This is a genomic window from Mesorhizobium sp. WSM4904, assembly GCF_029674545.1.
Lineage (GTDB): Bacteria > Pseudomonadota > Alphaproteobacteria > Rhizobiales > Rhizobiaceae > Mesorhizobium.
This window is the reverse complement of the sequence record NZ_CP121354.1, coordinates 5,997,330-6,022,067: the sequence shown is the minus strand read 5'-3', so window position 1 is coordinate 6,022,067 and position 24,738 is coordinate 5,997,330. Positions and strand designations below refer to the sequence as shown.

General features: G+C 64.3%; 23 protein-coding genes. 4 read left to right on the top strand and 19 right to left on the bottom strand.

From position 1 onward, the window contains the following. Nucleotides 1-36: 36 nt before the first annotated feature. Entirely contained in the window at nucleotides 37-1,002 is a 966-nt protein-coding gene (locus QAZ47_RS29260; RefSeq protein WP_278231684.1) for a sugar-binding transcriptional regulator, read from the bottom strand. Between the two features lie 204 nt (nucleotides 1,003-1,206). On the opposite strand from QAZ47_RS29260, the gene QAZ47_RS29255 reads away from it, so the two are divergent. From QAZ47_RS29255 to QAZ47_RS29240, 4 genes are all read left to right on the top strand, one after another. After that, nucleotides 1,207-2,847 carry an acyl-CoA synthetase gene (locus QAZ47_RS29255; RefSeq protein WP_278231683.1) on the top strand — a complete coding sequence of 547 codons (1,641 nt, stop codon included), beginning with the start codon at nucleotides 1,207-1,209 and terminating at the stop codon, nucleotides 2,845-2,847. 449 nt (nucleotides 2,848-3,296) lie between these two features. Then, complete coding sequence (locus tag QAZ47_RS29250; protein ID WP_278073434.1) at nucleotides 3,297-3,902, top strand: TetR family transcriptional regulator; 606 nt, start codon at nucleotides 3,297-3,299, stop codon at nucleotides 3,900-3,902. 57 nt (nucleotides 3,903-3,959) lie between these two features. After that, complete coding sequence (locus tag QAZ47_RS29245; protein WP_278231682.1) at nucleotides 3,960-5,111, top strand: efflux RND transporter periplasmic adaptor subunit; 1,152 nt, start codon at nucleotides 3,960-3,962, stop codon at nucleotides 5,109-5,111. A 248-nt stretch (nucleotides 5,112-5,359) separates the two neighbouring features. After that, complete coding sequence (locus tag QAZ47_RS29240; RefSeq protein WP_278231681.1) at nucleotides 5,360-8,509, top strand: efflux RND transporter permease subunit; 3,150 nt, start codon at nucleotides 5,360-5,362, stop codon at nucleotides 8,507-8,509. Nucleotides 8,510-8,592: 83 nt separating this feature from the next. On the opposite strand, the gene QAZ47_RS29235 is transcribed toward QAZ47_RS29240, so the two are convergent. The 18 genes from QAZ47_RS29235 to QAZ47_RS29150 form a co-directional block, all read right to left on the bottom strand. Further along, complete coding sequence (locus QAZ47_RS29235; protein ID WP_278231680.1) at nucleotides 8,593-9,219, bottom strand: sarcosine oxidase subunit gamma family protein; 627 nt, start codon at nucleotides 9,217-9,219, stop codon at nucleotides 8,593-8,595. Next, nucleotides 9,212-12,190: a sarcosine oxidase subunit alpha gene (locus QAZ47_RS29230; RefSeq protein ID WP_278204400.1), complete on the bottom strand. Its 2,979-nt coding sequence runs from the start codon at nucleotides 12,188-12,190 to the stop codon at nucleotides 9,212-9,214. Before QAZ47_RS29230 ends, QAZ47_RS29235 begins: the two co-directional genes overlap by 8 nt. A gap of 241 nt (nucleotides 12,191-12,431) precedes the next feature. Then, nucleotides 12,432-12,707, bottom strand: coding sequence for a sarcosine oxidase subunit delta (locus QAZ47_RS29225; protein ID WP_278204399.1), 276 nt, complete (start codon nucleotides 12,705-12,707; stop codon nucleotides 12,432-12,434). A gap of 65 nt (nucleotides 12,708-12,772) precedes the next feature. Continuing rightward, a complete protein-coding gene (locus tag QAZ47_RS29220) occupies nucleotides 12,773-14,026 on the bottom strand; it encodes a sarcosine oxidase subunit beta family protein (RefSeq protein ID WP_278204398.1) in 1,254 nt (417 codons plus the stop codon). A gap of 72 nt (nucleotides 14,027-14,098) precedes the next feature. After that, nucleotides 14,099-15,406, bottom strand: coding sequence for a type III glutamate--ammonia ligase (gene glnT, locus QAZ47_RS29215; RefSeq protein ID WP_278204397.1), 1,308 nt, complete (start codon nucleotides 15,404-15,406; stop codon nucleotides 14,099-14,101). Nucleotides 15,407-15,466: 60 nt separating this feature from the next. After that, nucleotides 15,467-16,795, bottom strand: a complete 1,329-nt coding sequence (locus QAZ47_RS29210; RefSeq protein WP_278073426.1) for an FMN-binding glutamate synthase family protein — start codon at nucleotides 16,793-16,795, stop codon at nucleotides 15,467-15,469. An 8-nt stretch (nucleotides 16,796-16,803) separates the two neighbouring features. Continuing rightward, complete coding sequence (locus QAZ47_RS29205) at nucleotides 16,804-17,520, bottom strand: GXGXG domain-containing protein (protein ID WP_278207979.1); 717 nt, start codon at nucleotides 17,518-17,520, stop codon at nucleotides 16,804-16,806. 19 nt (nucleotides 17,521-17,539) lie between these two features. After that, nucleotides 17,540-18,436, bottom strand: coding sequence for a glutamine amidotransferase family protein (locus QAZ47_RS29200; protein WP_278204396.1), 897 nt, complete (start codon nucleotides 18,434-18,436; stop codon nucleotides 17,540-17,542). Between the two features lie 85 nt (nucleotides 18,437-18,521). Next, entirely contained in the window at nucleotides 18,522-18,854 is a 333-nt protein-coding gene (locus tag QAZ47_RS29195) for a hypothetical protein (protein ID WP_278231679.1), read from the bottom strand. Further along, entirely contained in the window at nucleotides 18,851-19,540 is a 690-nt protein-coding gene (locus QAZ47_RS29190) for a hypothetical protein (protein ID WP_278204394.1), read from the bottom strand. Before QAZ47_RS29190 ends, QAZ47_RS29195 begins: the two co-directional genes overlap by 4 nt. 47 nt (nucleotides 19,541-19,587) lie before the next feature. Further along, nucleotides 19,588-20,991: an amino acid permease gene (locus QAZ47_RS29185; protein ID WP_278204393.1), complete on the bottom strand. Its 1,404-nt coding sequence runs from the start codon at nucleotides 20,989-20,991 to the stop codon at nucleotides 19,588-19,590. Nucleotides 20,992-21,005: 14 nt separating this feature from the next. Continuing rightward, on the bottom strand, nucleotides 21,006-21,167 hold the full coding sequence (locus tag QAZ47_RS29180; protein WP_278204392.1) for a hypothetical protein: 162 nt from the start codon (nucleotides 21,165-21,167) through the stop codon (nucleotides 21,006-21,008). Nucleotides 21,168-21,182: 15 nt separating this feature from the next. Further along, nucleotides 21,183-21,560: a hypothetical protein gene (locus QAZ47_RS29175; RefSeq protein WP_278204391.1), complete on the bottom strand. Its 378-nt coding sequence runs from the start codon at nucleotides 21,558-21,560 to the stop codon at nucleotides 21,183-21,185. 11 nt (nucleotides 21,561-21,571) lie between these two features. After that, nucleotides 21,572-21,859, bottom strand: a complete 288-nt coding sequence (locus QAZ47_RS29170) for a hypothetical protein (RefSeq protein WP_278073420.1) — start codon at nucleotides 21,857-21,859, stop codon at nucleotides 21,572-21,574. 303 nt (nucleotides 21,860-22,162) lie between these two features. Further along, entirely contained in the window at nucleotides 22,163-22,885 is a 723-nt protein-coding gene (locus QAZ47_RS29165; protein ID WP_278231678.1) for an XRE family transcriptional regulator, read from the bottom strand. A gap of 145 nt (nucleotides 22,886-23,030) precedes the next feature. Next, on the bottom strand, nucleotides 23,031-23,468 hold the full coding sequence (locus QAZ47_RS29160) for a type II toxin-antitoxin system HicB family antitoxin (protein WP_278204389.1): 438 nt from the start codon (nucleotides 23,466-23,468) through the stop codon (nucleotides 23,031-23,033). Between the two features lie 72 nt (nucleotides 23,469-23,540). Next, entirely contained in the window at nucleotides 23,541-23,735 is a 195-nt protein-coding gene (locus tag QAZ47_RS29155) for a hypothetical protein (RefSeq protein ID WP_278204388.1), read from the bottom strand. A 212-nt stretch (nucleotides 23,736-23,947) separates the two neighbouring features. Next, nucleotides 23,948-24,733, bottom strand: coding sequence for a glucose 1-dehydrogenase (locus QAZ47_RS29150; RefSeq protein ID WP_278231677.1), 786 nt, complete (start codon nucleotides 24,731-24,733; stop codon nucleotides 23,948-23,950). Between the last annotated feature and the right edge of the window lie 5 nt (nucleotides 24,734-24,738).

Sequence of the window (24,738 nt, the reverse complement as noted above, 5' to 3'; positions counted from 1 at the left end):
CGCGACGCTTTGATGACAGTCGCGGCAGGGTTGTTTCTAGAGGGGCTTTTTGCTTGCCGCCCCGGCGTGGTCCAGAAGACGCCCGGCCATGTGTGAGCCGACCACCAGATGCGTGCAGAGCCCGCCGGCGATCGCGGCCAGCAGCGGCTCGAACTTGCTGTCTTCCTGCACCACCATCAATCGCTTCCCGATGGCGCGCAGCGACGCGAGCTCGGCGGAAATGACCCGCCGGTTGTAGCTGCAGTCGAGCACTTCGCCCTTGGCGTCGATGACTTGCCCGGCGATAACGCCGGCTGCACCTTGCTTGCGCAGCGCCGTCATTTCGGCCGGCGTCAGCGCGCCGCATTTCACCAGATGGCTGTCGGCGTCGACCGCGCCGACCGAATAGAGCGCCAGATCGCAGTCGCCGATGCCGGCAAGCTGGTCGCGGATTACCGGCTCGGCGCGCAGGCCGCGAGCGAGTTCCTCGGTCGACAATACCAAAGGCGCGTAGAAATTCAGCCCCTTGGCGTTCAGCCGCCGCGCGATCTCCATCGTGCATTGGTCGGGACGATAGGAATAGGGCGCGCCGAGATTGCCGCAGAGCTGCACCACGGTGACGTCCTGCAGGTCGGCGTAGGACATGATGTCGGCGATGGTGTAGACGGTGCGGCCCCAGGCGACGCCGATGCGGTCGCCCTTCTTCACCAATTCGAGGAAGACGCTCGCCGCCAGCACCGCGATGTCGGTCGACGGATCGGCGACATAGGCGTTTTCCGGCGCGATCCAGACGGCGTCGAGCCTGAAGGCGTCCTCCAGCCGGCGCGCCATGACGTCGTCGGTGAAGAGCTGCGTCGAGGTCGAGATGTTGACGATGCCCGTCTCGCGCGCCTTGCGCAGATACATGGCCACCGATGCGCGCGAGATCTTGAGCTGGTTCGCCACTTCGTCCTGGCGAAGGCCATGCGCATAGTAAAGCCAGGCGGCCTTATGGATGAGTTGTTCTGCCGGTCGGATCGCCATGCCGCCTCCTCGGCTGACATTAGTCACGGCTCTCGACAAAAGTCAAATCTGGGTGGTTGAGTGCAATCGCCTACCGGCACGGCCGAATCGAGACAGCCATTCTACCGAGCGCTCATATCATAGCATTTCCCGATCGTTCGGGGGGATGGCATGATCGCAGACCAGTGGTTAGAAAGCTCGAAAAGACTTTTTTGGGAGGATGGGATGGCCAATCCCTACGAACAGGATCTCGACCGGAACGCCGCCAACCACCAGCCGCTGACGCCGCTCACCTATCTGGAGCGGGCGGCCAAGACCTATCCCGACCATGTCGCCATCATCCATGGCAGCCGGCGCATCTGCTATCGCGATTTCTGGCGCCGCTCGCTGAAGCTCGCCTCGGCGCTGTCGAAGCACGGCATCGGCAAGGGCGACACGGTGACGGTGATGCTGTCAAACACGCCGCCGATGCTGGAGGCGCATTTCGGCGTGCCGATGATGAAGGCGGTGCTGCACTCGCTGAACACCCGCCTCGACGCCGCCGTCATCGCCTTCCAGCTCGACCATGCCGGCTCCAAGGTGCTGATCGTCGACCGCGAATTCTCGGGCGTGGTCAAGGAAGCGCTGGCATTGGCCAAGGCCAAGCCATTGGTCATCGACTACGACGACCCCGACTATGCCGCCGACGCGCCCTATCCGAAGGGCGAGCGGATCGGCGTGCTCGACTACGAGGACTTCGTCGCCGCGGGCGACGAGGCTTTCGCCTGGGCGATGCCCGATGACGAGTGGGCCGCCATCTCGCTCAACTACACCTCCGGCACCACCGGCAATCCGAAGGGCGTCGTCTATCACCATCGCGGCGCCGCCCTGATGGCCTACACCAACACCATCCATGCCGGCATGGCCAAGCACGCGGTCTATCTCTGGACCCTGCCGATGTTCCACTGCAACGGCTGGTGCTTCCCCTGGACGCTCGCCGTGCAGGCCGGCACCCATGTCTGCCTGCGTTGGGTGCGGGCAAAGCCGATATACGACGCGATTGCCGACCACGGCGTCACCCACCTCTGCGGCGCGCCGATCGTCATGTCGGTGCTGATCAACGCGAAGGACGAGGACAAGCGCCAGTTCCCTCAGACCGTCACCTTCAACACGGCGGCCGCGCCGCCGCCGGAGGCGGTGCTCTCCGGCATGGCCGACGCCGGCTTTGCCGTCACCCATCTCTACGGGCTGACCGAGACCTACGGCCCGGCCGTCGTCAACGAATGGCACAATGAGTGGGACGCGTTGGAGAAAGGACCGAGGACGGCGAGGAAGGCGCGCCAGGGTGTGCGCTATGCCGCGCTCGAGGGGTTGACGGTGATGAACCCCGAGACGATGACGGAGACGCCGGCCGACGGCGAGACCATCGGCGAGGTCATGTTCCGCGGCAACATCGTCATGAAGGGGTACCTCAAGAACCGCAAGGCGACCGACGAGGCTTTCGCCGGCGGCTGGTTCCATTCCGGCGATCTCGGCGTCATGCACCCGGACGGCTACATCCAGCTCAAGGATCGCTCCAAGGACATCATCATCTCGGGTGGCGAGAACATCTCGTCCATCGAGGTCGAGGACGCGCTCTACAAGCACCCATCCGTCGCCTCCTGCGGCGTCGTCGCCCGCGCCGACGAGAAATGGGGCGAGGTGCCGGTCGCCTATGTCGAGCTGAAGCCCGGCAAGACGGCGACCGAGGCGGAGATCATCGAACACTGCCGAGGGTTACTCGCCCGCTTCAAGGTGCCGAAGGCGGTGGTGTTTGCCGAGATTCCGAAGACTTCCACGGGGAAGATCCAGAAGTTTCGGCTGAGGGAAATGGCGAAGGGGGCGTAGTTCGCTCCTCCGAGCAGCATGCCGGGAAGTCGACAGTTTGCGCCAGCGCCCGCGACTTCGTCATCCTAGGGTGGAGCAGTCGCGAAGCGACGTCGCGGAAACCCTAGGATCCATGCCGTTACCTCGCGGCAGCACTCCGGCGGTTGAGATTAGCCGTCAGCGGATTTGCGACGCCTATCAGCGTAACTTCTTGATACAGTTGCATTCTTGGGCGGGCGTAACGGCACAGGATCCTCGGGTCTGCGCCGCGTCGCTTCGCTCCTTGCTCCGCCCTAGGATGACGACCTCATCAGCGCGCCTGCTAATCGCAGGCGCCGATTGAAGGCCACGCCCGCTGTCACCATCTGTCACCATTTTGTACGCGTACGTCGATTCAGCGTTGACTCTCCGTCTCTTTCGATTTACGAGTGACGAAAATTGAAATTCGTCACTCGTCAAACGAAAGAACCATGTCAGAAGCCGCCAACATCGTGGCCGACCCCGCCAGACAGGAGAATGTGACGCGCATTCTCGACTGCGCCGAGCGCCTGTTCCGGCACTACGGCTACGGCAAGACCAACGTCGCCGACATCGCCCGCGAGCTCGGCATGTCGCCGGCCAACATCTATCGCTTCTTCGCCTCGAAAGTGGAAATCCACCAGGCCGTCTGCGGCCGCATGCTCGGCGCCAGCTACGCGATGGCCTATGAGATTTCGCGCCTGCCGCTCAGCGCGGAGGAGCGGCTGCGCCGCTACGTTCACGCCCAGTACAAGATGACGCTGGAAGTCATGCTCGACGACCAGAAGGTGCATGAGATGGTCATCGTCGCGCTCGAGCGCGACTGGGGCGTCATCGACAAGCATGTCGACCGTATCCACGACCTGTTCGCCGAAGTCATCCGCCAGGGCATCGAGGCCGGCGAGTTCAGGAAGCAGGATCCGGTCATCGCCTCGCGTTGCTTCGGCGCCTCCACCGTCATCCTCTGCCATCCGCAGATGGTTGCGCAGTGTCTGGCAAAGACCAACCGGGCGATGCCGGACGATCTCATCGACTACGCTATCAGAGCCTTGAAATAGCCGCCGCCCACCGGGGTGCCGGTCTCGACAATTCATTTCCAGTTCGGGAGTGCTAAGGTGTCTTTGTCCAATTCCATCCTCCGCAGGTTGCCAGCCGCAGCTCTCGTTGTCGCGGCGCTCGGCCTCGCCGGCTGCAGCCAGGAAAAGGCTGCGGTCGTCCAGGAAGTCATTCGTCCGGTGAAGGTGGTCGAGATCGGCGAGGCGCAATCCACCCGCCGGCTCGATTATTCCGGTTCGGTGCGGGCCCGCACCGAGATGAACCTCGGCTTCCGCATCGCCGGCAAGGTGACCGAGCGCCTCGTCGACATCGGCCAGCATGTGAACAGCGGCGACGTGCTCGCCCGCGTCGACCCCTCCGACTACGAGCTGTCGGTGAAGAGCGCCCAGGCAAGCCTCGACGCCGCCGAGCGGCAGGTCGAGACGGTCGATCTCGCCAGGAAGCGCGCCGAGCAGCTCTACGCCAAGAACTTCGCGCCGAAGTCGCAGCTCGATCAGGCGACGCTGAGCTACGATCAGGCGGTGGCGACGCGCGATGCCGCCCGTTCTACTCTCGCCCAGGCGCAGAACCAGGTCCACTACACCGATCTCAAGGCAAGCGAGGACGGCATCGTCACCGCCATCTCCGCCGACATCGGCCAGGTGGTCGGCGCCGGCACGCCGGTGATGACCGTTGCCGTCGATGGCGAGAAGGAAGTGCTGATCGCCGTGCCCGAAATGGACATCGCGGGCTTCCGCCCGGGCAAGGAGGTCAAGGCGAGCTTCTGGTCGGACGAGGGCCTGACCCTCGATGGCAAGGTCCGTGAGGTAGCGGGAAGCGCCGATCCGCAGTCGCGCACCTTCGCGGTCCGGGTTTCGCTGCCCAACGATCCGCGCGTGCTGCTCGGCATGACCGCCAATGTCGAGGCGACCGTCGGCAGCAAGGCGCAGTTGGTGTCGATCCCGCTGACCGCGATGGCTGAGAAGGACGGCAAGCATATCGTCTGGACGGTCGACCGCACCTCGGACACGGTCCATCCGCGGCCGATCAAGATTGCCAATTTCACCGCCGACGGTGTCGCCGTGGCCGATGGCCTGAAGCAGGGCGACGTGGTGGTAGCCGCCGGCACGCAATTCATGACCGAGAACCTGAAGGTCAAGCTTTCCGGCGACATCGCCCAGCAATCCGCTTCGGCGGAGGACGACGTCGCTGCTACCAGCAGTCTTCGCTAAGGCGAGGCACACGAACGCCTTTCCCGCACTCGCTGCGCGAGCCGCGAGCCGGGGAGGGCATGGGTTCCGGGCGGCGAACGCGCCCGATCGACGAGACGCTGGCCTTTGGTATCCCCCGCACCAAGGCCGCGTCCAGCGCGATTGCGAGTCTCTCTCCGCTTGAGGTGCTCGCCGCCCGGAAGCCCGACCGAGAATTCACGAATAGATGGCAAGCGTGCTTTGCCGACCAATTGGACTGGACTTGCGCCATGACCACCGACAGCAGCACCGAAAAGCGGCCTTTCAACCTCTCGCGCTGGGCGATCGGACATCCGAGCATCGCGCGCTTCCTGTTCGGCCTGATTATCCTGGCCGGCGCGCTCGGGCTGATGCGGATGGGCCAGAAGGAAGACCCGGATTTCACCTTCCGCGTCATGGTGGTGCAGGCCGTCTGGCCGGGCGCCTCGATCCAGGACATGGAGGACCAGGTCGTCAACAAGATCGAGCGCAAGCTGCAGGAAACGCCGCATCTCGATTTCGTCCGCTCCTACACGCGCGCCGGCAGCGCCATCATCACCCTGCAGGTCAAGGGCGACACCAACCCTGAACAGGTCAAGGACGCCTTCTACCAGGTGCGCAAGAAGGTCGGCGACATCGCCAATGAGCTGCCGCAAGGCCTGCTCGGCCCCTATTTCAACGACGAGTTCGGCGATACCTTCATCACGCTGCATTCGATCAGCGGCGACGGCTTCACCTATCCGGAGCTGAAGAAGTTCGCCATCCAGGCGCGCGACATGCTGCTGACGACGCCCGGCGTCGAGAAGGCCGTCATCATCGGCGACCAGCCCGAGAAGATCTACATCGACGTCTCGTCCAAGGCGCTCGCCGAGCGCGGCCTGACCATCGTCGACCTGCAAAACGCGGTGAAGGGGCAGAACGCCGTCGATCCGGCGGGCTCGGTCGACACCGGCCTGCGCTCGGTCCGCATCTCGGTCGAAGGCGACGTCACCAGGGCGGCCGACATCCGTGAGCTGAGGTTGCGCGCCGGCAACCAGGTGACGCGTCTCGGCGACATCGCCACCGTCACCTCGGGCCTCGAGGATCCCTACCAGCGCAAATACCGCTTCAACGGCCACGAGAGCGTCCAGGTCGGCGTCGTCATGGCCAAGGGTTTCAACGTCAGGGACGTCGGCAAGGATGTCGAGGCGACCTACAAGCGCTTCGAGGAAGGGCTGCCTTACGGTGTCGCGGTCGACCAGATTTCCGACCAGCCCGAGGTCGTCAAGGATGCCGTCAACGAGTTCATGGAAGCGCTCGGTGAAGCGCTGCTCATCGTGCTCGTCGTGTCGTTCCTGTCGATCGGCTGGCGCTCCGGCCTGGTGATAGCGATCGCCATTCCGCTGGTTCTGGCCGCCACCTTCGCCATCATGTACGAGATCGGCATCGACCTGCAGCGCATCTCGCTCGGCGCGCTGATCATCGCGCTTGGTCTTTTGGTCGACGACGCCATGATCGTCGTCGAGATGATGGAGCGAAAGCTGGAGGAGGGGTTGGTCAAGATCGAGGCGGCAAGCTTCGCCTACACCTCGACCGCCTTCCCGATGCTCACCGGCACGCTGATCACCACCGCCGGCTTCATCCCGGTCGGCTTTGCGGCCTCCACCGCCGGCGAATATGTGCGTACGCTGTTCTACGTGGTCGGCATCGCGCTCGTCGTGTCGTGGTTCGTCGCGGTCTATTTCACGCCGTGGCTGGGTTACATGATCCTGAAGCAGCGCAAGCACGCCGGCACCCATCACGACGTCTTCGACACGCGCTTTTATCGGCGCCTGCGCGCGACGGTCACCTGGGCCGTGCGTCATCGCATCATCGTGCTGGTGATGACGCTGGTCACCTTCGGCACCAGCCTGTGGGCCTTCCAGTTCATTCCGCAGAACTTCTTCCCGCAGTCTTCGCGTCCGGAAATCCTGGTCGATCTCTGGCTACCGGAAGGCACCTCGATCAAGGAGGTCGAGACCCAGGCTAAGGCGCTGGAATCAAGAATGATGGACGATCAGGACAAGCGCTTCATCGCCACCTATATCGGCGAAGGCGCGCCGCGCTTCTTCCTGCCGCTCGACCAGCAGCTCAGGAATCCGAACTTCGCCCAGCTCCTGGTGATGGCCAAGGACGAGCCGGCGCGCGAGCGGCTAATCGTCAAGCTGCGCAGCATCCTCGCCAAGGACTTCCCCTCGATCCGCGCCAAGGTCGATCGTCTCTTCCTCGGTCCGCCGACTGGCTGGCCGGTGCAGATGCGCGTCATGGGTCCGGACCGCAAGGAGGTGCGCCGCATCGCCGACGAGGTGAAGGCGAGGTTCCAGGCGAACCCGCTGCTCGGCGCCGTCCATGACGACTGGCTGGAGCCGGTTCCGGCGATGAAGCTGGTAATCGACCAGGACCGCGCCCGTGCGCTCGGCGTCACCTCGCAGCGCATCCGCCAGATGCTGCAGGCCACTATGTCCGGCGCGCCGCTTGACGATTTCCGCGACGGCGAGGAGACGGTCTCGATCGTCGCCCGCGAGCCGGAAGCGAGCCGTCATCTGCTCTCCTCGGTCGACTCGGTCTACATCCCGACCGACTTCGGCGGTTCGGTGCCGCTGTCGCAGGTGGCCAAGGTCGTGCCCGTCATGGAGCAAGGCATAGAGTGGCGGCGTGACCGTCTGCCGACGATCAGCGTGCGCGGCACGCTGCCGGACGGCGTGCAGTCGAACGACGTCGTCACCAAGATGTACAACGACATGAAGGATCTGCGCGCCGGCCTTGCGCCCGGCTACAAGATCGAGATCCAGGGCGGCGCAGAGGACTCGGCCGAAAGCCAGGCCTCGATCGCGGCCAAGGCCCCGATCATGCTCGCCATCATCGTCATATTGCTGATGGTCCAGCTGCAGCACTTCGGCAAGTCGATGCTGGTGCTGGCCACCGGTCCGCTGGGCATCATCGGCGCCGCCGCGGCGCTTCTGATCAGCGGCGCGCCGTTCGGCTTCGTCGCCATCCTCGGCGTCATCGCGCTGCTCGGCATCATCATGCGCAACTCGATCATCCTGGTCGATCAGATCGACCAGGATATCGCGGCGGGCATGGAACGATCGGAAGCAATCGTCGGCGCCGCCGTGCGCCGCTTCCGGCCCATCATGCTGACGGCGCTGACTGCCGTGCTGGCGCTGATCCCGATCTCGCGCGCCGTCTTCTGGGGCCCGCTCGCCTACGCGATGATGGGCGGCATCCTCGTCGCCACGGTGCTCACCATCCTAGTGCTGCCGGCGGGCTATGCCCTGTTCTTCGCCCGCGAACCCAAGAAGGCCAAGACCGACGAGCCGGCGGCGAAGCCGGAACAGATCGAAGGCATCGAAAGACCGCAACTGGCTTTGGCTGCGGAATAAGAAGGTGGCAACCTCAAATCATCCGCCATCGGCGAAAGCCGGTGGCGGATGATGCGCTTTTGGGGTAGCGAGGAGATCGGCTGTCAGCCGAGGTCTTCGGAATGCGCGATCGCCACGCCGTATTCGGCGGCCGCGTCGAGCATGGTGTGCCACAAGGTCTCGGCGAAAGTCGCGAACACCAGCAGGTCGAAGACGGCCTGGCCGTCAGCCCGATCCTTGCCGCGCCACAGAGTGACGCTGGTATGGTCCATCGAGGTCGCGGCAGCCCCGCCGATGGGAAACACATCGGGATGCAGGTCGATCGACGACAGCTTGGCCAGCATCGTGCGAGCCTCGGCGCCGGAAACGCTGATCAGCGCCCGCGCATGCGACTGGTCCGAAAGCGAGGCCGAACCGGCAAACGCCGGGGCAAGCGTCTCCATCGTGTGACTGCCGTCTCTCGACAGCACGAGGAATTGGTCCGGCCCCGACCAGATCAGCGTGGCGTCGGCCGTGCTGACTGCACTCGGTGTTTCCGGCGCGGTGACGCCGAAGCGGGCTTTTGCGGCCTTGCCCGTCTCGGCCGCCTTGCCGCGCCGCGCCATCACTTGGATCAGGCCGAAATTGCGGATTTCGGTCAGCGACACGCCGGCTTCGCCCTGCGCGCCATACGGCCCCACGACGAGCGCGCGGTCCAGCGGGCTGCGGACATCCCAGGAAAACTCAGCCACGCTGGCGCCCCCCATCCGGATCGTAGAAGACGGAATTGCAGAGCTCGACATCGTACTCCTCGCCGCGCAGCGGATCATGCGCCCGCACGATCTCGCCGATGCGCTCGCGGCCGCGCTCGACCAACCCCAGCCCGATCCACTGGTCGAGCACCGGCGAGAAGCAGACCGAGGTGATATAGCCCTGGTCGTTGTCGGGGCCGGGCGTCTCGCCCTTCGGAATGATATGCGCGCCGGAGCGCAGGCGACGCGCCTTGTCGGTCGGCTTGATGCCGACGACCACCTGCCGGTTCGGCGAAACCAACGCCTCGCGGCCGGCCATGACGCGGCCGACGAAATCCTTCTTGGTCGACATCATCTTGCCGAGGCCGAGATCGGCTGCGGTGGTCGTGCCGTTGAGCTCAGGCCCGGCGACGTGACCTTTCTCGATGCGCATCACGCCAAGCGCCTCCGTGCCGTAAGGCGTCACGCCGAAAGGCTTGCCGGCGATCATCACGTTGCGCGCCAGCGCTTCGCCGTAGCGCGCCGGCACCGAAATCTCGAACGCCATCTCGCCGGAGAAGGAGATGCGGAACAGCCTGGCCTTGATGCCTCCGCGCAGCTTGACCTCGCGCGCGCCCATGAACGGGAAACCCTCGTTCGACAAGTCCTCGGCCGGATCGACGATTTCCCTCAAAAGGTCCCGTGTCTTCGGTCCGGCGATCGAGAACTGCGCCCACTGATCGGAGACAGAGGTCAGCTGCACATCGAGTTCGGGGAACAGCACCTGGCGGCAGAATTCAAGATGCTGCATCACCGGCCCGGCCTTGGCCGTCGTGGTAGTGAGGAAATAATGGTCCTCCGCCAGCCGCGAGGTCGTGCCGTCGTCATAGACGATGCCGTCCTCGCGCAGCATCAGCCCGTAACGCGCCTTGCCGACGGCGAGGCTGGAGAAGGCGTTGATGTAGACGCGGTCGAGGAAGGCGCCGGCATCTGGGCCGTGCACGTCGATCTTGCCGAGCGTCGAGACATCGCAGAAGCCGACGCCGCTTCGCACCGCCTTGACCTCGCGGGTCACCGATTCCAGCCAGTCCTTCTCGCCGGCGCGCGGGTACCATTGCGCGCGCTTCCACAGGCCGGTGTCGACGAAGACGGCGCCCTGTTCGGCCGCCCAATGGTGCGACGGCGTCAGCCGCGTCGCATGGAAATTCTCGTCGCGGTGATGGCCGGCGAAGGCGCCGATGGCGACAGGTACGTAGGGCGGCCGGTAGATCGTGGTGCCCGTCTCGGGGATGGACTTGCCGGTGACCGCCGCCATGATGGCGAGGCCGGCGACGTTGGAGGTCTTGCCCTGGTCGGTCGCCATGCCGAGCGTGGTGTAGCGCTTCAGATGCTCGACCGACTCGAAACCTTCGCGCTGCGCCAGCTCGACGTCGGAAGCGGTGACGTCGTGCTGCTGGTCGACAAAGGCCTTGCCTTTGCCGGCGACATGCCAGAGCGGCGTGAGCGAAAAGGCCTCGTCGTCGGCAGCCGGCATCGAGCCGACATTTCCGCTGTTCCCCGTATCGCGCGCCGCGGCAGCACCCGCCTCGAACCCTTCGCGCAAACATGCCCCAAGCCCGAAGGCTCCATTGGCGGCGCCTGCGGCCACCATGCCGGGCGGGGCGCCATCCGGCACGAAGGCGGCGATGTCGTCGCGCCATTTCGGCCGGCCGCGATGAAAGGAGGTGAGGCCGACCGCCGGGTTCCAGCCGCCGGAGATCGCAAGCCCATCGGCTTCGACCTCGGCGCGCGTCCCACCGGCAAGCGAAACCGAAATCTTGCGCACGCCGTCCTTGCCGCCATCGACGCCGCTGACGGAGCCGTTCAGAACCGGGAAGCCGCCCTTGGAGGCGAGCGAGCGATGCACAGGCGAAGCCTCGGCTCGCGCGTCGATCACTGCCGCGACCTGCAGCCCGGCGGCGATCGCTGTTTCGATCGTGCGCCAGCCATCCTCATTGTTGGTGAAGAGTGCGATACGCCGTGCCGGTTTCGCGGCATAGCGGTTGATGTAGCTGCGCATGGCGGACGCCATCATCACGCCCGGCGTGTCGTTGCCGGCAAAGACGATGGGACGTTCGAGCGCGCCGGCCGCGACGACGCAGCGCTTGGCGACGATCCGCCACAGCCGCTGCCGCACCTGATGCTCCGGCGGTACAGGAAGATGGTCGTTGACGCGTTCGATCGCGCCATAGGTGCCGCCGTCATAGACGCCGAACAGCGTCGTGCGCGTCATGACGCGCACATCGGGCATGGCCGCGAGCTCGGCAACCGTGCGCGCGATCCATTCGGCTGCCGGCAGCCCGTCGATCGTGCCGCCATCGGCAAGCAGCCGTCCGCCGAGGACAAAATCCTCCTCGCACAGGATGACGCGCGCGCCACTGCGGCCGGCAGCCAAAGCCGCAGCCAGCCCAGCCGGGCCGGAGCCGGCGATCACCACGTCGCAATGCGCCCAGGCCTTGTCATAGTGATCGGGATCGGGGACACCCGCCGCGCGCCCGAGGCCGGCGGCACGGCGGATCGCCGGCTCATAGATCGCTTCCCAGAACTTCGCCGGCCACATGAAGGTCTTGTAGTAGAAGCCTGCGACGAAGATCGGCGCGAAGAGCTGGTTGACCGACATGATGTCGAAGCTGAGCGACGGCCAGCGGTTCTGGCTGGCGGCTTCGAGGCCGTCATAAAGCTCTGCGGTCGTCGCCTTGGTGTTCGGCTCGCGCCTGGCGCCGCTGCGCAATTCGACCAGCGCGTTCGGTTCTTCCGAGCCCGCCGTCAGGATGCCGCGCGGCCGGTGGTATTTGAACGAGCGCCCGACGAGCTTGACGCCGTTGGCGACCAGCGCGGAGGCGAGCGTGTCGCCTCTGAAGCCCGAAAAAGTCTTGCCGTCGAAGCGGAAGCTGAGCTCGTCCGAGCGGTCGATGAGGCCGGCTGCCGAGAGGCGATTGGGTTGAGAGGTCACGACGGCCGGCCTCTCGTCGATTCGATCTCATAGCGAAGGGCGGCGCTGCCCCTCATCCGCCTGCCGGCACCTTCTCCCCGTATAGAGACGGGGAGAAGGTGGCTGGCCGCGAAGTCGGCTCTCTTCTTGCGACGCCGGTGATTGGCGAAACCGTCGGTGACAGCGCCCCTCTCCCCGTCACTGTACGGGGAGAGGATGCCGGCAGGCAGGTGAGGGGCGGCGCTGACTTCGACAGGAAAACTCATTTCGCAACCTGCCTCGCCCCGGCACCCGCGGCCGCCTCAACCAAAGAAATCTCGTGCGTCAGCGTGTTGCGGGTGACCTTCAGCCAGGCCCGGCAGCCGCCGCCATGGTACCAGTGCTCGCTCATCACTCCGGCGATGTTGTCGCGCAGGTAGACGTAGTCGTAGACGGCGTCCTCGCCGGCGTCCGCGGAGGGACGTTGCGGCTTGGCGTCGCCGAGATAGGTGAACTCGCCGAGTTCGCGTTCGCCGCAGAAGGGACAGACTATGCGCATGGCTGGGTCTTCAGAGCATGATGCCAAAAAGTGTGAAGCGGTTTTTGGATAACATCATGCTCTCCCTAATGGAGGTTCGGTTGGGCGCCTTGGCCCTTCTCGTCGATCATGGCGCCGCGCTGGAAGCGGTCGAGGCGGAACAGCGCCGCTTCCTTGTGCGATTGATCGCGGGCGATCAGATGGGCAAAGACGAGGCCTGAGCCCGGCGTCGCCTTGAAGCCGCCATAGCACCAGCCGGCATTGATGTAGAGGCCGTCGACCGGGCTCTTGTCGATGATCGGCGAGCCGTCCATCGACATGTCCATGATGCCGCCCCACTGGCGCAGCAGCCGCACGCGGCCGATCATTGGGATCAGCGCCATGCCGCCTTCGCAGACATCCTCCATGACCGGCAGATTGCCGCGCTGGGCGTAGGAATTGTAGCCGTCGATGTCGCCGCCGAAGACCAGCCCGCCCTTATCGGACTGGCTGACATAGAAATGTCCGGCGCCGAAGGTCATGACGTTGGGCAAGAGCGGCTTGATCGCTTCGGAGACGAAGGCCTGCAGCACATGGCTTTCGATCGGCAGCCGCAGTCCCGCCATCGCCGCGATGCGCGACGAGGAGCCGGCCACTGCCATGCCGACCTTGCCGGCGCCGATGCGGCCGCGCGAGGTCTCGACGCCGGTCACCTTGCCGCTGGCGTCGCGCACGAAGCCGGTGACCTCGCAGTTCTGGATGATGTCGACGCCGAGCTCGCTAGCCGCATGCGCGTAGCCCCACACCACGGCGTCATGCCGCGCCGTGCCGCCGCGCCGCTGCAGCAGGCCGCCCTGAACGGGGAAGCGCGCATTGTCGAAGTTGAGGAACGGCATCATCTTCTTGAGCGCCGCCTGGTCGAGCAGTTCCGCGTCGATGCCGTTGATGCGCATGGTGTTGCCGCGCCGGGCGAAGGCATCGCGCTGCGCGTCGGAATGATAGAGGTTGATCACCCCGCGCTGGCTGACCATCGCGTTGTAGTTCAGGTCCTGCTCCATCCGCTCCCACAGCTTCATCGACAATTCGTAGAAGCCGGTGTTGCCGGGCAGGCCGTAATTGGAGCGGATGATGGTGGTGTTGCGGCCGGCATTGCCGGAACCGATCCAGCCCTTCTCCAGCACTGCGACATTGCGGATGCCGAACTCGCTGGCGAGGAACCAGGCCGTCGCCAGCCCGTGGCCGCCGCCGCCGATGATCACCACGTCGTAGCGATCCTTGGGCGGCGCGTCCCGCCATGTTGGCTTCCAGTTCCTGTGGCCGGAGAGAGCGGCGCGGGCGAGCGAGAAGATCGAGTATTTCATAAAATCATTCCGAGGCCGCTCGCCCCAAGCCGGAACCTGCCGTACGCGTCGGATTCATCAGGGTCCGATGCTCTAGATGTCCAGCGTGTGGTCGCGCTCCCACTGCGTGAAGTGCGAAGCATAGGAATTCCATTCCTGCTGCTTCAGCTTTAGATATGCCGACGAAAATTCCTCACCCAGCGCCGTCTTCAGCGATTCATCATTGTCGAACTCGCGCAGCGCGTCGAGCAGGTTGAGCGGCAGTTTCGGCGCGCCCTTCACGGTATGGCCGAACTGGTACATGTCGATGTCGTAGCGCTCGCCGGGATCGGCTTTCGAACGGATGCCGTCGAGACCGGCCGCGATGATCACCGCCTGCAGCAGGTAGGGGTTGGCCGCGCCGTCGGGCAGGCGCAGCTCGAAGCGTCCCGGTCCCGGCACGCGCACCATGTGGGTGCGGTTGTTGCCGGTCCAGGTCACGGTGTTCGGCGCCCAGGTCGCACCCGAAATAGTGCGCGGCGCGTTGATGCGCTTGTAGGAATTGACCGTCGGGTTGGTGATCGCGGCAAGCGCCGAGGCGTGCTTCATGATGCCGCCGAGGAAGTTCCTGCCTTTGGCGGACAGGCCGAGTTCCGCCGAATTATCGGCGAAGACATTGGTCGTGCCGGCCTTGTCCCATACCGAGATATGGGCGTGGCAGCCATTGCCGGTCAGGCCCTGGAAAGGCTTTGGCATGAAGGTCGCGCGCAGGCCGTGCTTTTCGGCGATCGACTTGACCATGAACTTGAAGAAGGAGTGCTTGTCGGCGGTCGCCAGCGCATGGTCGAAGTTCCAGTTCATCTCGAACTGGCCGTTGGCGTCCTCATGGTCGTTCTGATACGGGCCCCAGCCCAGCGCCAACATATGGTCGCAGATCTCGGCGATGACATCGTAGCGGCGCATCACCGCCTGCTGGTCGTAGCAAGGCTTGGATGCCGTGTCGTACTGGTCGGAAATGGCGCTGCCGTCCGGCGAGATCAGGAAGAACTCGGCCTCGACGCCGGTCTTGACATGCATGCCGTCGCGAGCGGCCTCTTCGATCACCCGCTTCAGCGTGTTGCGCGGCGCTTGATCGACAAGCTTGTCGTCCATCACGCAGGTGGCCGCCACCCAGGCGACGTCGGGCTTCCACGGCAACTGGATGACCGAATCCGGATCCGGCACCGCCAGCATGTCGGGATGCGCCGGCGTGAGATCGAGCCACGTGGCGAAGCCGGCGAATCCCGCGCCGTCCTTCTGCATGTCGGCGATCGCCTGTGCCGGCACCAGCTTGGCACGCTGCCCGCCGAACAGGTCGGTGTAGGAGATCATGAAATATTTGACGTTTTTCGCCCTCGCGAATTCTGCAAGATCTTTAGTCACACCAGTTCCCCATTTTTGTCGGCCATGGCCCACGGCATATGGGTTTCGGCCCTTCATTGATCAGAAGCCGTTCTTTCCTGGTATCCAGTTGGTGCCGGCAAGCGGCACGCCCGCCATGGCGGCCGCTTCGATGGTGAGCGAGACGAGGTCCTCCGGTTCGAGATTGTGCAGGCTGTTCTTGCCGCACGCGCGCGCGATCGTCTGCGCTTCGAGTGTCATGACCTTCAAATAATTCGCGAGCCGACGCCCCGCGGCGATCGGGTCGACCCGCTTCATCAGCTCGGGGTCCTGTGTGGTGATGCCCGCCGGGTCCTTGCCTTCGTGCCAGTCGTCATAGGCGCCGGCGGTGGTGCCGAGCGCGTTGTAATCCGCCTCCCAGCGCGGATCGTTGTCGCCGAGCGCGACGAGTGCCGCCGTGCCGATGGAGACGGCATCGACGCCAAGCGCCAGCGCCTTGGCGACATCGGCGCCGTTGCGGATGCCGCCCGAGACGATCAACTGCACTTTGCGGTGCATGCCGAGGTCCTGCAGCGCCTGCACCGCTGGCCTGATGCAGGCGAGCGTCGGCTGGCCGACATTCTCGATGAAGACTTCCTGGGTTGCAGCTGTGCCGCCCTGCATGCCGTCGACCACCACCACGTCGGCGCCGGCCTTCACCGCAAGCGCTGTGTCGTAATAGGGGCGGGCGCCGCCGACCTTGACGTAGATCGGCTTTTCCCAGTCGGTGATCTCGCGTAGCTCGAGGATCTTGATCTCGAGATCGTCCGGCCCGGTCCAGTCGGGATGGCGCGAGGCCGAGCGCTGGTCGATGCCTTTGGGCAGGGTGCGCATCTCGGCGACGCGATCGGAAATCTTCTGGCCGAGCAGCATGCCGCCGCCGCCTGGCTTGGCGCCTTGACCGACGACGACTTCGATCGCGTCGGCGCGGCGCAGATCGCGCGGGTTCATGCCGTAGCGCGACGGCAGGTACTGATAGACCAGCGTCTTCGAATGGCCGCGCTCTTCCTCGGTCATGCCGCCGTCGCCGGTGGTGGTCGAGGTGCCGGAAAGCGTCGCACCGCGTCCTAAGGCTTCCTTGGCCGGACCGGAGAGCGAGCCGAAACTCATGCCGGCGATTGTGATCGGAATCTTGAGCTCGATCGGCTTCTTGGCGTGGCGCGACCCGAGCACCACGTTGGTGTCGCAACGCTCGCGATAGCCTTCGAGCGGATAGCGCGAGATCGAAGCGCCGAGGAACAGAAGGTCGTCGAAATGCGGAACCTTGCGCTTGGCGCCGCCGCCGCGGATGTCATAGATGCCGGTGGCGGCCGCGCGGCGGATTTCGGAAAGCGTGTAGTCGTCGAAGGTCGCGGATCTGCGCGGCGTCGTGGGAGGATTGTGATAGGCCATTTCTGTCCTCAATACGCGTCGGCGTTGTCGATGTTGAAATTGTAAAGCTTGCGCGCCGAGCCGTAGCGCTTGAATTCCGATGGCTTCACGCCGGTGATGCCCGCGCGGTCGAGCAGGCCCTGCAAGAGTTCGATATGCTCGGGCCGCATCTCCTTGGCGATGCAGTCGGCGCCAAGGCTCTCGACCTTGCCGCGCACGAAGAGCCGCGCCTCGTAGATGGAGTCGCCCAAGGCATCGCCGGCATCGCCCAGCACCACCAGATTGCCGGACTGCGCCATGAAGGCCGACATGTGGCCGATATTGCCGTGCACGACGATGTCGATGCCCTTCATCGAGATGCCGCAACGCGACGAAGCATTACCTTCGATGACCAGTAGCCCGCCGCGGCCGGTGGCGCCGGCATATTGGCTGGCGTCGCCTTTGACCACGATCGAGCCCGACATCATGTTCTCGCCGACGCCTGGCCCGGCCGAGCCATGCACGGTGATGGCGGCACCATCATTCATGCCGGCGCAATAGTAGCCGACGCTGCCGCGCACATCGATGCTGACCGGCTGGTCGACCCCGACGGCGACGGAATGGCTGCCTTTTGGATTGAGCACTTCCCAGGCGGTCTCGTTCGAGCCGGGGGCGAGATTGTGAAGAGCCTGGTTCAGCTCGCGCAACGACTGTTGGCCGAGGTCGAAGACTCTCGCATGGCCTTGCTCGCGCTGCGCCTTCGGCATGGGTGTTGCAGGCATGAACTCAATGCTCCCAGAAATAGACGGTTGCGGGCTCCGGTTCCCAGACCCTCGCATTGTCTATGCCGGGCAGCTTGGTGAGCGCGCGATATTCCGAGCCGAAGGCGACATACTGGTCGGTCTCGGCCATCACGGCTGGCTTGCAGGCGATCGGATCGCGAACCACGCCGAAGCCGTTCTTGGTGCCGACCACGAAAGTGAAGAAACCATCGAGGTCAAAAAGCGTGCCCTCCAGCGCCTCGCCGAGATTCTTGCCATGCGCCATCCGGTTGGACAGATAGGCGGCCGCCACCTCGGTGTCGTTCTCGGTCTCGAACGTCATGCCCTCGCGCACCAGCTCGCGCCGGACATTGTTGTGGTTGGACAGCGAGCCGTTGTGCACCAGGCACTGGTCGGCGCCGGTCGAGAAGGGATGCGCGCCCATCGTCGTGACCGCCGACTCCGTCGCCATCCGGGTATGGCCGATGCCGTGCGTGCCGGTCATCGAGCGCACGTCGAAGCGATCGACGACGGCTTCCGGCAGGCCGACTTCCTTGTAGATCTCGACCGCTTCGCCGGCACCCATGATGCGGATGTCTGGCCTAAGCGACTGCAGCGCTTCGCGCGCCGCGTCGACCTTGTCCGGCGTGGTCCTGATCACCGCATGCGTCGACTTCACCGCGACGCTCACCGGCGCGCCGATCGCCTTGGCGAGCTCGGCGTCGAGACCGCGGAAATCGCGATCGGCCTTCGGCGACTGCACGGTGATCTTGGCCTCGTTGCCGGTTGCCGCGCCATAGATGGCGATGCCGGCGCTGTCCGGACCGCGGTCGCTGAGCGAGATCAGCATCTCCGACAGCATCGCGCCGAGCTTCGGTTCCAGCGTCTTGTCCTTCAGGAAAAGTCCGACGATTCCGCACATGTCAGCCTCCGACGTTTATGGCTCCCCTGATGATGTACCGAATGATATGGGGGAATTCAATGGTATGAAAGAAATTTTCCTCTGATTATATATCCGCTTTCGCGCCGCTTGTGGTGCCGTTGCCGTCCGGATGGCTCCTGTGGGCCCATATCGCGTGGCGGATGCGCGCAATCCTGTAGGCATCGAGGATCGACAGCGCATAGATGAGGAAGCCGCCGGCATGGCGGCCGATGAAGCTGGCGTCGGCAGGCGCCACCTTGGTCGTGACCCAGCCGAGGATCACCATGAAGAACAGGAACTGCAGGCCGCGCGCCGGCAAGCCGAGCATGACATGCCCGCTACCCGGCAGGACGATCGCCGAGGCCAGCACCAGATAGGGATTCGAAGGCCGGGTGGCGGGATTGGTGGCGTCGGTCATGCGGCCTGCCTTTCGCGCTTGTTGATCGCATGGCGAAGCGAGGATGCGGTCGCAAGCAGTTCTTCGAGCAATGCCGGATCGAGCCTCGCGTCGCCGAATGCGGCTTGGCGGAACACGCCGTAACGCGCCCGGTCGGCCTGCGCCAGCAGCCAGACGATGCGCACGCCCTTCGGCGTGATCAGCAGTTCCTTGGCGCGGCTTTCGGCGAAGATCCCGGAATGCGCGGCGATCAAGTCCTGCGGGAAAGCGACGCCGCGGCGATCGGTCCTGAGCACTGCTTCGGCGGGGAACGCTGTTACCTTCGGCAGCGTGTGCTCGAGATGATCGAAATTGGAGAAGGTCGTCGGCGATCCCGGCCGCATCATCATGTCGAAAACGCCCGGCACCGCGACCGGTTCGGTGATCGTCACGCTCAGCCAGCGCGTCGGAAGCTTTCGGGCGGCGAGCGTGTCGACGATGGTGCGCACCTGCGCGCGTTCGCCGTTCCAGGAACCGGCCCAGGTGGCGACGCCGGCCGTGCCGTCGGAGACGTCGATGGCATCGGGGATGACCGCGCGGACGGCGGCCGCGTCGGCGGCGAGCGCGGCCCAGGCCTTGTTGCGGCTGGCGCGCGCAAGCCAGACGAGGTGGAGGACGACGGCAAGCGCGATCGCTCCGGTAAGCAAGACTGACATCAACTCGGACATCTCGACACGCCAAAAACCCGCCGCCGGGGCGGCGGGTTTTTTTCCGTTCAATAGCCCTGCGGCCTCGGCCACGGCATGGTGAACTGGTCGCCGCGGCGCACGAACTTGTAGCGGTAGAAGTGGAACCACAGCGAGATCAGGAAATAGAAGATGGTCATCGCGATAAGCTGCGAGCCGAAGCCGAGGAAGATGGCGAAGAAGGTCACCACGCACAGGCAGAACAAGACGATCGCCGGCAGCGGATGGAAGGGATGCGTGTAGCCGCGGCGGATCGAGCCTAGCGGCCACTTCTTGCGGAACATCATGATGTTGATGCTCATGAAGGTGTACTGCAGCACGCCCGACAGGATCGAGAAGGTGATCGCCTGGTTGAGGTCGGCGATGAAGGCGAAGGCCAGCGCGATCGGCAGCAGGAACAGGATCGAGCGGTAGGGCGTGCGGTATTTCGGATGCACGGCCGAGAACCAGCTCGGCAGATAGCGGTCGCGGCCGAGCGAGAACCAGGCGCGCGCCGCGTCGTTGATGCAGCCATTGGCGGAAGCAAGTGCCGCAAGCAGCGTCGCGATGAACAGCAGGTTCTCGAGCAGTGGGCTGCCTGTCAGCTTGCCGGCGTCCCACAGCGGATAGTAGGTGATGCCGAGATATTCCCACGGCATCAGCGAGGCGCAGACATACCAGGTCATGGCCGCGGCGATCAGAAGCGTGATCATGCCGGCCATCGTGCCGTAGGGCAGGGAGCGCGCCGGCGAGCGCACTTCCTCGGCCGCCTGCGTGGTGCCTTCGATGCCGAGATAATACCAGATGCCGAACTGGAAGGCGGCGATCACGCCGATCCAGCCATAGGGCAGCGCGTTGCCGGGCGTGACCAGCTCGTTGAGCTTCAGCACCGCACCTTGCGTCCACGGGCTCACCGAGAAGAACAGGACGACGATCGAGATATAGGCGATCGCGGTGATGATGAAGTTGACGTTGAGCGTCATCAGCACGCCGCGATAGTTGAGCCATGCCAACACCACGATGGTCGCGGCGATGAAGGAATTGTGCGTCAGTCCCTCGACGCCCGCCTTGGCGACGATGGTATCGCCGAGCAGGATGGCGTCCGACACTTCGAGCATGGTGTAGGCGAAGACCAGGAACAGCGCGACGTTGAAGGCCATCAGCGGCCCGACGATGTGCTTGGCCTGCGCGTACTGGCCGCCGGCGGCGGCGACGGTGGAGGTCACCTCGGAGTCTATCATGGCGACCGACGTGTAGAGCAGGCCGACGATCCAGCAGACGATCAGCGCGGCCAGCGCGCCGCCCTTGTCGGCGGCGAAGTTCCAGCCGGTGAACTCGCCGACAAGCACGATGCCGACGCCGAGCGCCCAGACATGGGCGGGGCCGAGCACGCGAAGCAGCGAGACCCGGTCGCCGTGGATTACCGTTTCTCTCGTTTCAACCGCGACTGTCATTGGTGAGGCTCCACTCAGATCCGGTGCTTCTCGGAGACGGCTTCAAGCTCGCCTTCGCGCGAGGAGGTCAGCACATCCTCGGAATAGGTCGTGTCGACCTTGAACCAGTCGTAGAGCATCCACAGCGCGAGCAGGATCGAGATGCCCCAGCATGCGTAAGAGACTGTCATCCACATGATCGTGTCCCCGAATTACATGTCGTCGAATTTTTCGTTGATCACCTCGCGATATTCGCGATCGGAGGCGCGGAACAGGAAGACGAAATAGGCGATCAGCACGATCGCCATGATGATCAGCGTCGGCCAGTCGATGATGTAGTGGAAATGGTTGCGGATGACGTCATGCGCCGTCTCCGGCGTGTAGCCGAGCTTTTCCCAGACCGCGGCCATGGTCGCGTTCTGGCCGAGCGCGTCCCAGGTCTTGGTGTCGAGCGCATCGATCGACTTGGCCGCGCCGGCGAGGCCGAGTTTCAGCGGCAGCCACAGCGCCACGAAGATGGCGACCACGACGACGGCGATGTCGAAGATCTGACCGGCCTTGTTCTGCTCCGGCGGGATATAGCGGGACATGGTTTCTCCCTTCAGGACTGGCGGTTGCGGAACGCGTCGGCGTTCTTGATGTCGAGGCCGTAGATGAAATCCTTGTCTTCCTTGTAGTGGTTGAGCATCGCCAGGATGGCGGCGGTGTTGAAGATCAGCACCGCGGCGGCCGCGATCACCACCACCAGCTTGATCCCGCTGTCTGGGATGTAGGCCCAGGTCATCAGGAGGACGAAGAGGATCGTCGCCCATAGGCAGACGATCAGGAGCACGGATCCGCGCACGTCGGAACGGTACAGCGCTTCGATGCGCTGCTGCAGGTCGGACATCGGTTTTTCCCCTTTCTCGACGCCCGGCCCCGAAGCGGCCGGGTGTCCACTCTTTCAACAGAGTGAAATTTTTTTCATAAATTCCGCCCGAACCGCGACGTTGTCAAGCCGGTTTTACGTTCAGTGAACCGTTTGGTGCCGGTCCGCCGCTTTGCCTGTGGATAAAAACTGTTTGCCTGCAGGAAATTACCACAAGCTGGCGGCGCGCTGGCACCGGCCGGCAAAAGCCGACACAGATGCATCGCCATGGCGGGCGGCAAGATGCGGATCGACGTGGCAGCCGGTGCCTGGCTTGCCGGCAGGTCAGCTCGTGCTGTTCTGCGGATAGCAGATGATCGAGAGATAGCGCATCGGTAGCTGTGTCAGTTCTTCCGGCCCATGCGGCGCGTCGGCGTCGAAGAACAGGCTGTCGCCCGGCTTCATCGGATAGAGGTGGCTGCCATGCCGGTACACGACCTCGCCCTCGAGCATGTAGAGGAACTCCATGCCCGCATGCTGGAAGGTCGGGAACACGTCCGAATCCTCGGTCAGCGTGATCAGATAGGGTTCGACGACGACGCCGCTGGTGTTTGCGCCGATATGGCCGAGCAGATTGTACTGGTGACCGGCGCGCGTGCCGCGGCGCTCGACGTCGACACCTTCGCCGGCCTTGATGAAGACGGCGGCGCGTTCCTCCTCGAAGCGGCGGAAGAAGGCGGTGACCGGCACGCCGAGCGCCCGCGACAGCGCTTGCAGCGTGGTCAGCGATGGCGAGGTGATGCCGTTCTCGATCTTCGACAGCATGCCGAGCGAGATGTCAGTGGCGGCCGCGAGATCGGCGACCGTGATGCCGAGCTTCTTGCGGAAGGCGCGCACCTCATGTCCGATCGCCACCTCCAGCACTTTCTCGCGCGTGTCGCGGATCGCATGCGGGTTCTGCGTGAGCTGCGCGCGGACCGTGCGCCCGTCGGCCGAGACGTTTTTGGGAAGAGACTTCCCTTTGCCAGTCAGGCCGGCAGGCTTGGTGTTGGAATTCTTCTTCGCCATGTCGCCCCCCAGCCAAAAATGCGGATTTATTTCACTCTAGGTGAACATATTCGCTGGCGATACAGGAGCGCAATCGTGGCTGCAAGCCATTCTTACGTCACGGGTCCGGCAACGAAAATCGGCCGGCGCGGTCATTGTGCGGACGTCAAGCCGCGTCCATGATCGACACGACAGCTTGCTTGCCGAGCACGGCGAGCGCCGCTTTCATCAGCGGCAAGCCCGTCGAGTGGTCCGGGTCGAGGATACGACGCGCCTCCGTCTCGCCCCTGCCGAGGCGCCGAGCGAGTTCCGACTTGGAAATGCCGGCAGTGGCGAAGGCCTCTACTACCGCCAGCTTGAAGGCCGTCTCGGGATCGATGGCGACAGGCACCAGGCCGCGCCCTTTCGCAGCTGGTTGAGGAAGCGTCCGCCCGAGCTGCAGGATGCCGCGCAGCGCAAGGCCGAGCGCCTCGGTCGCGTTGGCGCGCGCCTCTGCTTCGTCAGCGCCGCCGGTAATTGCTTCGGGCACATCTGGAAAGGTAACCAGAAACCCGCCTTCGGGGTCAGGCTCGAATCTCGCCTGATACTGATAGGTCTTGGTCACGAGAGTTCTCCAAATTCCTTGTGTGTTTTTATCGCTATTGCTTGTTTTCTTGGGACACTAAAGGTCAAGCGATCAGTCGATCTCCAGCTGCTTCCGAATGGTCCGTACTCTCAAATTTGTCAGTTCGCCGGATTGGATCGTCGTGATCTTGTCCCCGAACTTCACGCGATAATGCGATCCCTTCCCCTTGTTGGTGAAAACTTCAAAGGCTTTGCCCTGTTGCTTGGCAAGGGCGCGAAGCTCACGGATAAAGGCATCGCGTTTCATTCCTCCCCCCTTTTCCCCAAGACAAAGATCGCACATGCATGTGCGATCGGCAAGAGGAGTCCGCACACTTATGTGCGAGCGACGAAGGGAATGGAGAGGATATCTTTCAGCGAATTCGATGCGATGCAAGCCCATTAATGTCAGGCAGCGTATTGGCACCGTCGGCGGCCGCCCATAAGAGTTTGCCGCCAACCGAGATAGGCCGTGGCCCCTCACGACATGATCAGGCCGCCGTCGACATTGATCGTCTGTCCGGTGATATAGGCCGCGTCGTCGCTGGCGAGGAAGCTGACCAGGCCCGAGACATCCTCACCGCTGCCGGCGCGGCCCATCGGGATGTTCTTCACCCATTCCGCCATCAACTCGCCCGGCTTGTAGTCGCCGAGAAGCTTGCCCCAGGCGGTATCGTTATAGGCCCACATGTCGGTGTCGATGATGCCGGGGCAGATGGCGTTGACGGTGATCTTTTCCTTGGCCACTTCCTTGGCGAGGCTCTGGGTGATGCCGACGACGCCGAACTTCGAGGCGGCGTAATGCGGCGTGTAGATGAAACCCTGCCGCGCCTGGCCGGACGCCGTGTTGATCAGCCGGCCGCCTTGGCCGTGCTTGCGCATGCGCGCGATCGCTTCCTGGCAGCACAGGAACACGCCTTTGGTGTTCACCGCCATCACCTTGTCCCACTCGGCCTCCGTCATCGCCTCGATTTTCGCGATCGTGATGACGCCGGCGTTCTGCACCGAGATGTCGACGCGGCCGAACTCCTTTTCGGCGAGATCGTAGAGTGCCGCCACCTCGTCCTTCTTAGTCACGTCCATGCGCATCGAGGCGACCTTGGCGCCCGACGCCTTCAGGCCCGCCGCGACCTCGTCGACGCGCGCATCGATGGCGCTGACCACGACCGCCGCGCCTTCCGCCGCGAAGCGTCTCGCCATGGCCGCGCCGATGCCGCCGCTGGCCCCCGTGACGACCGCCGTCTTTCCTTCAAAACGCTTCTGCATTTTCT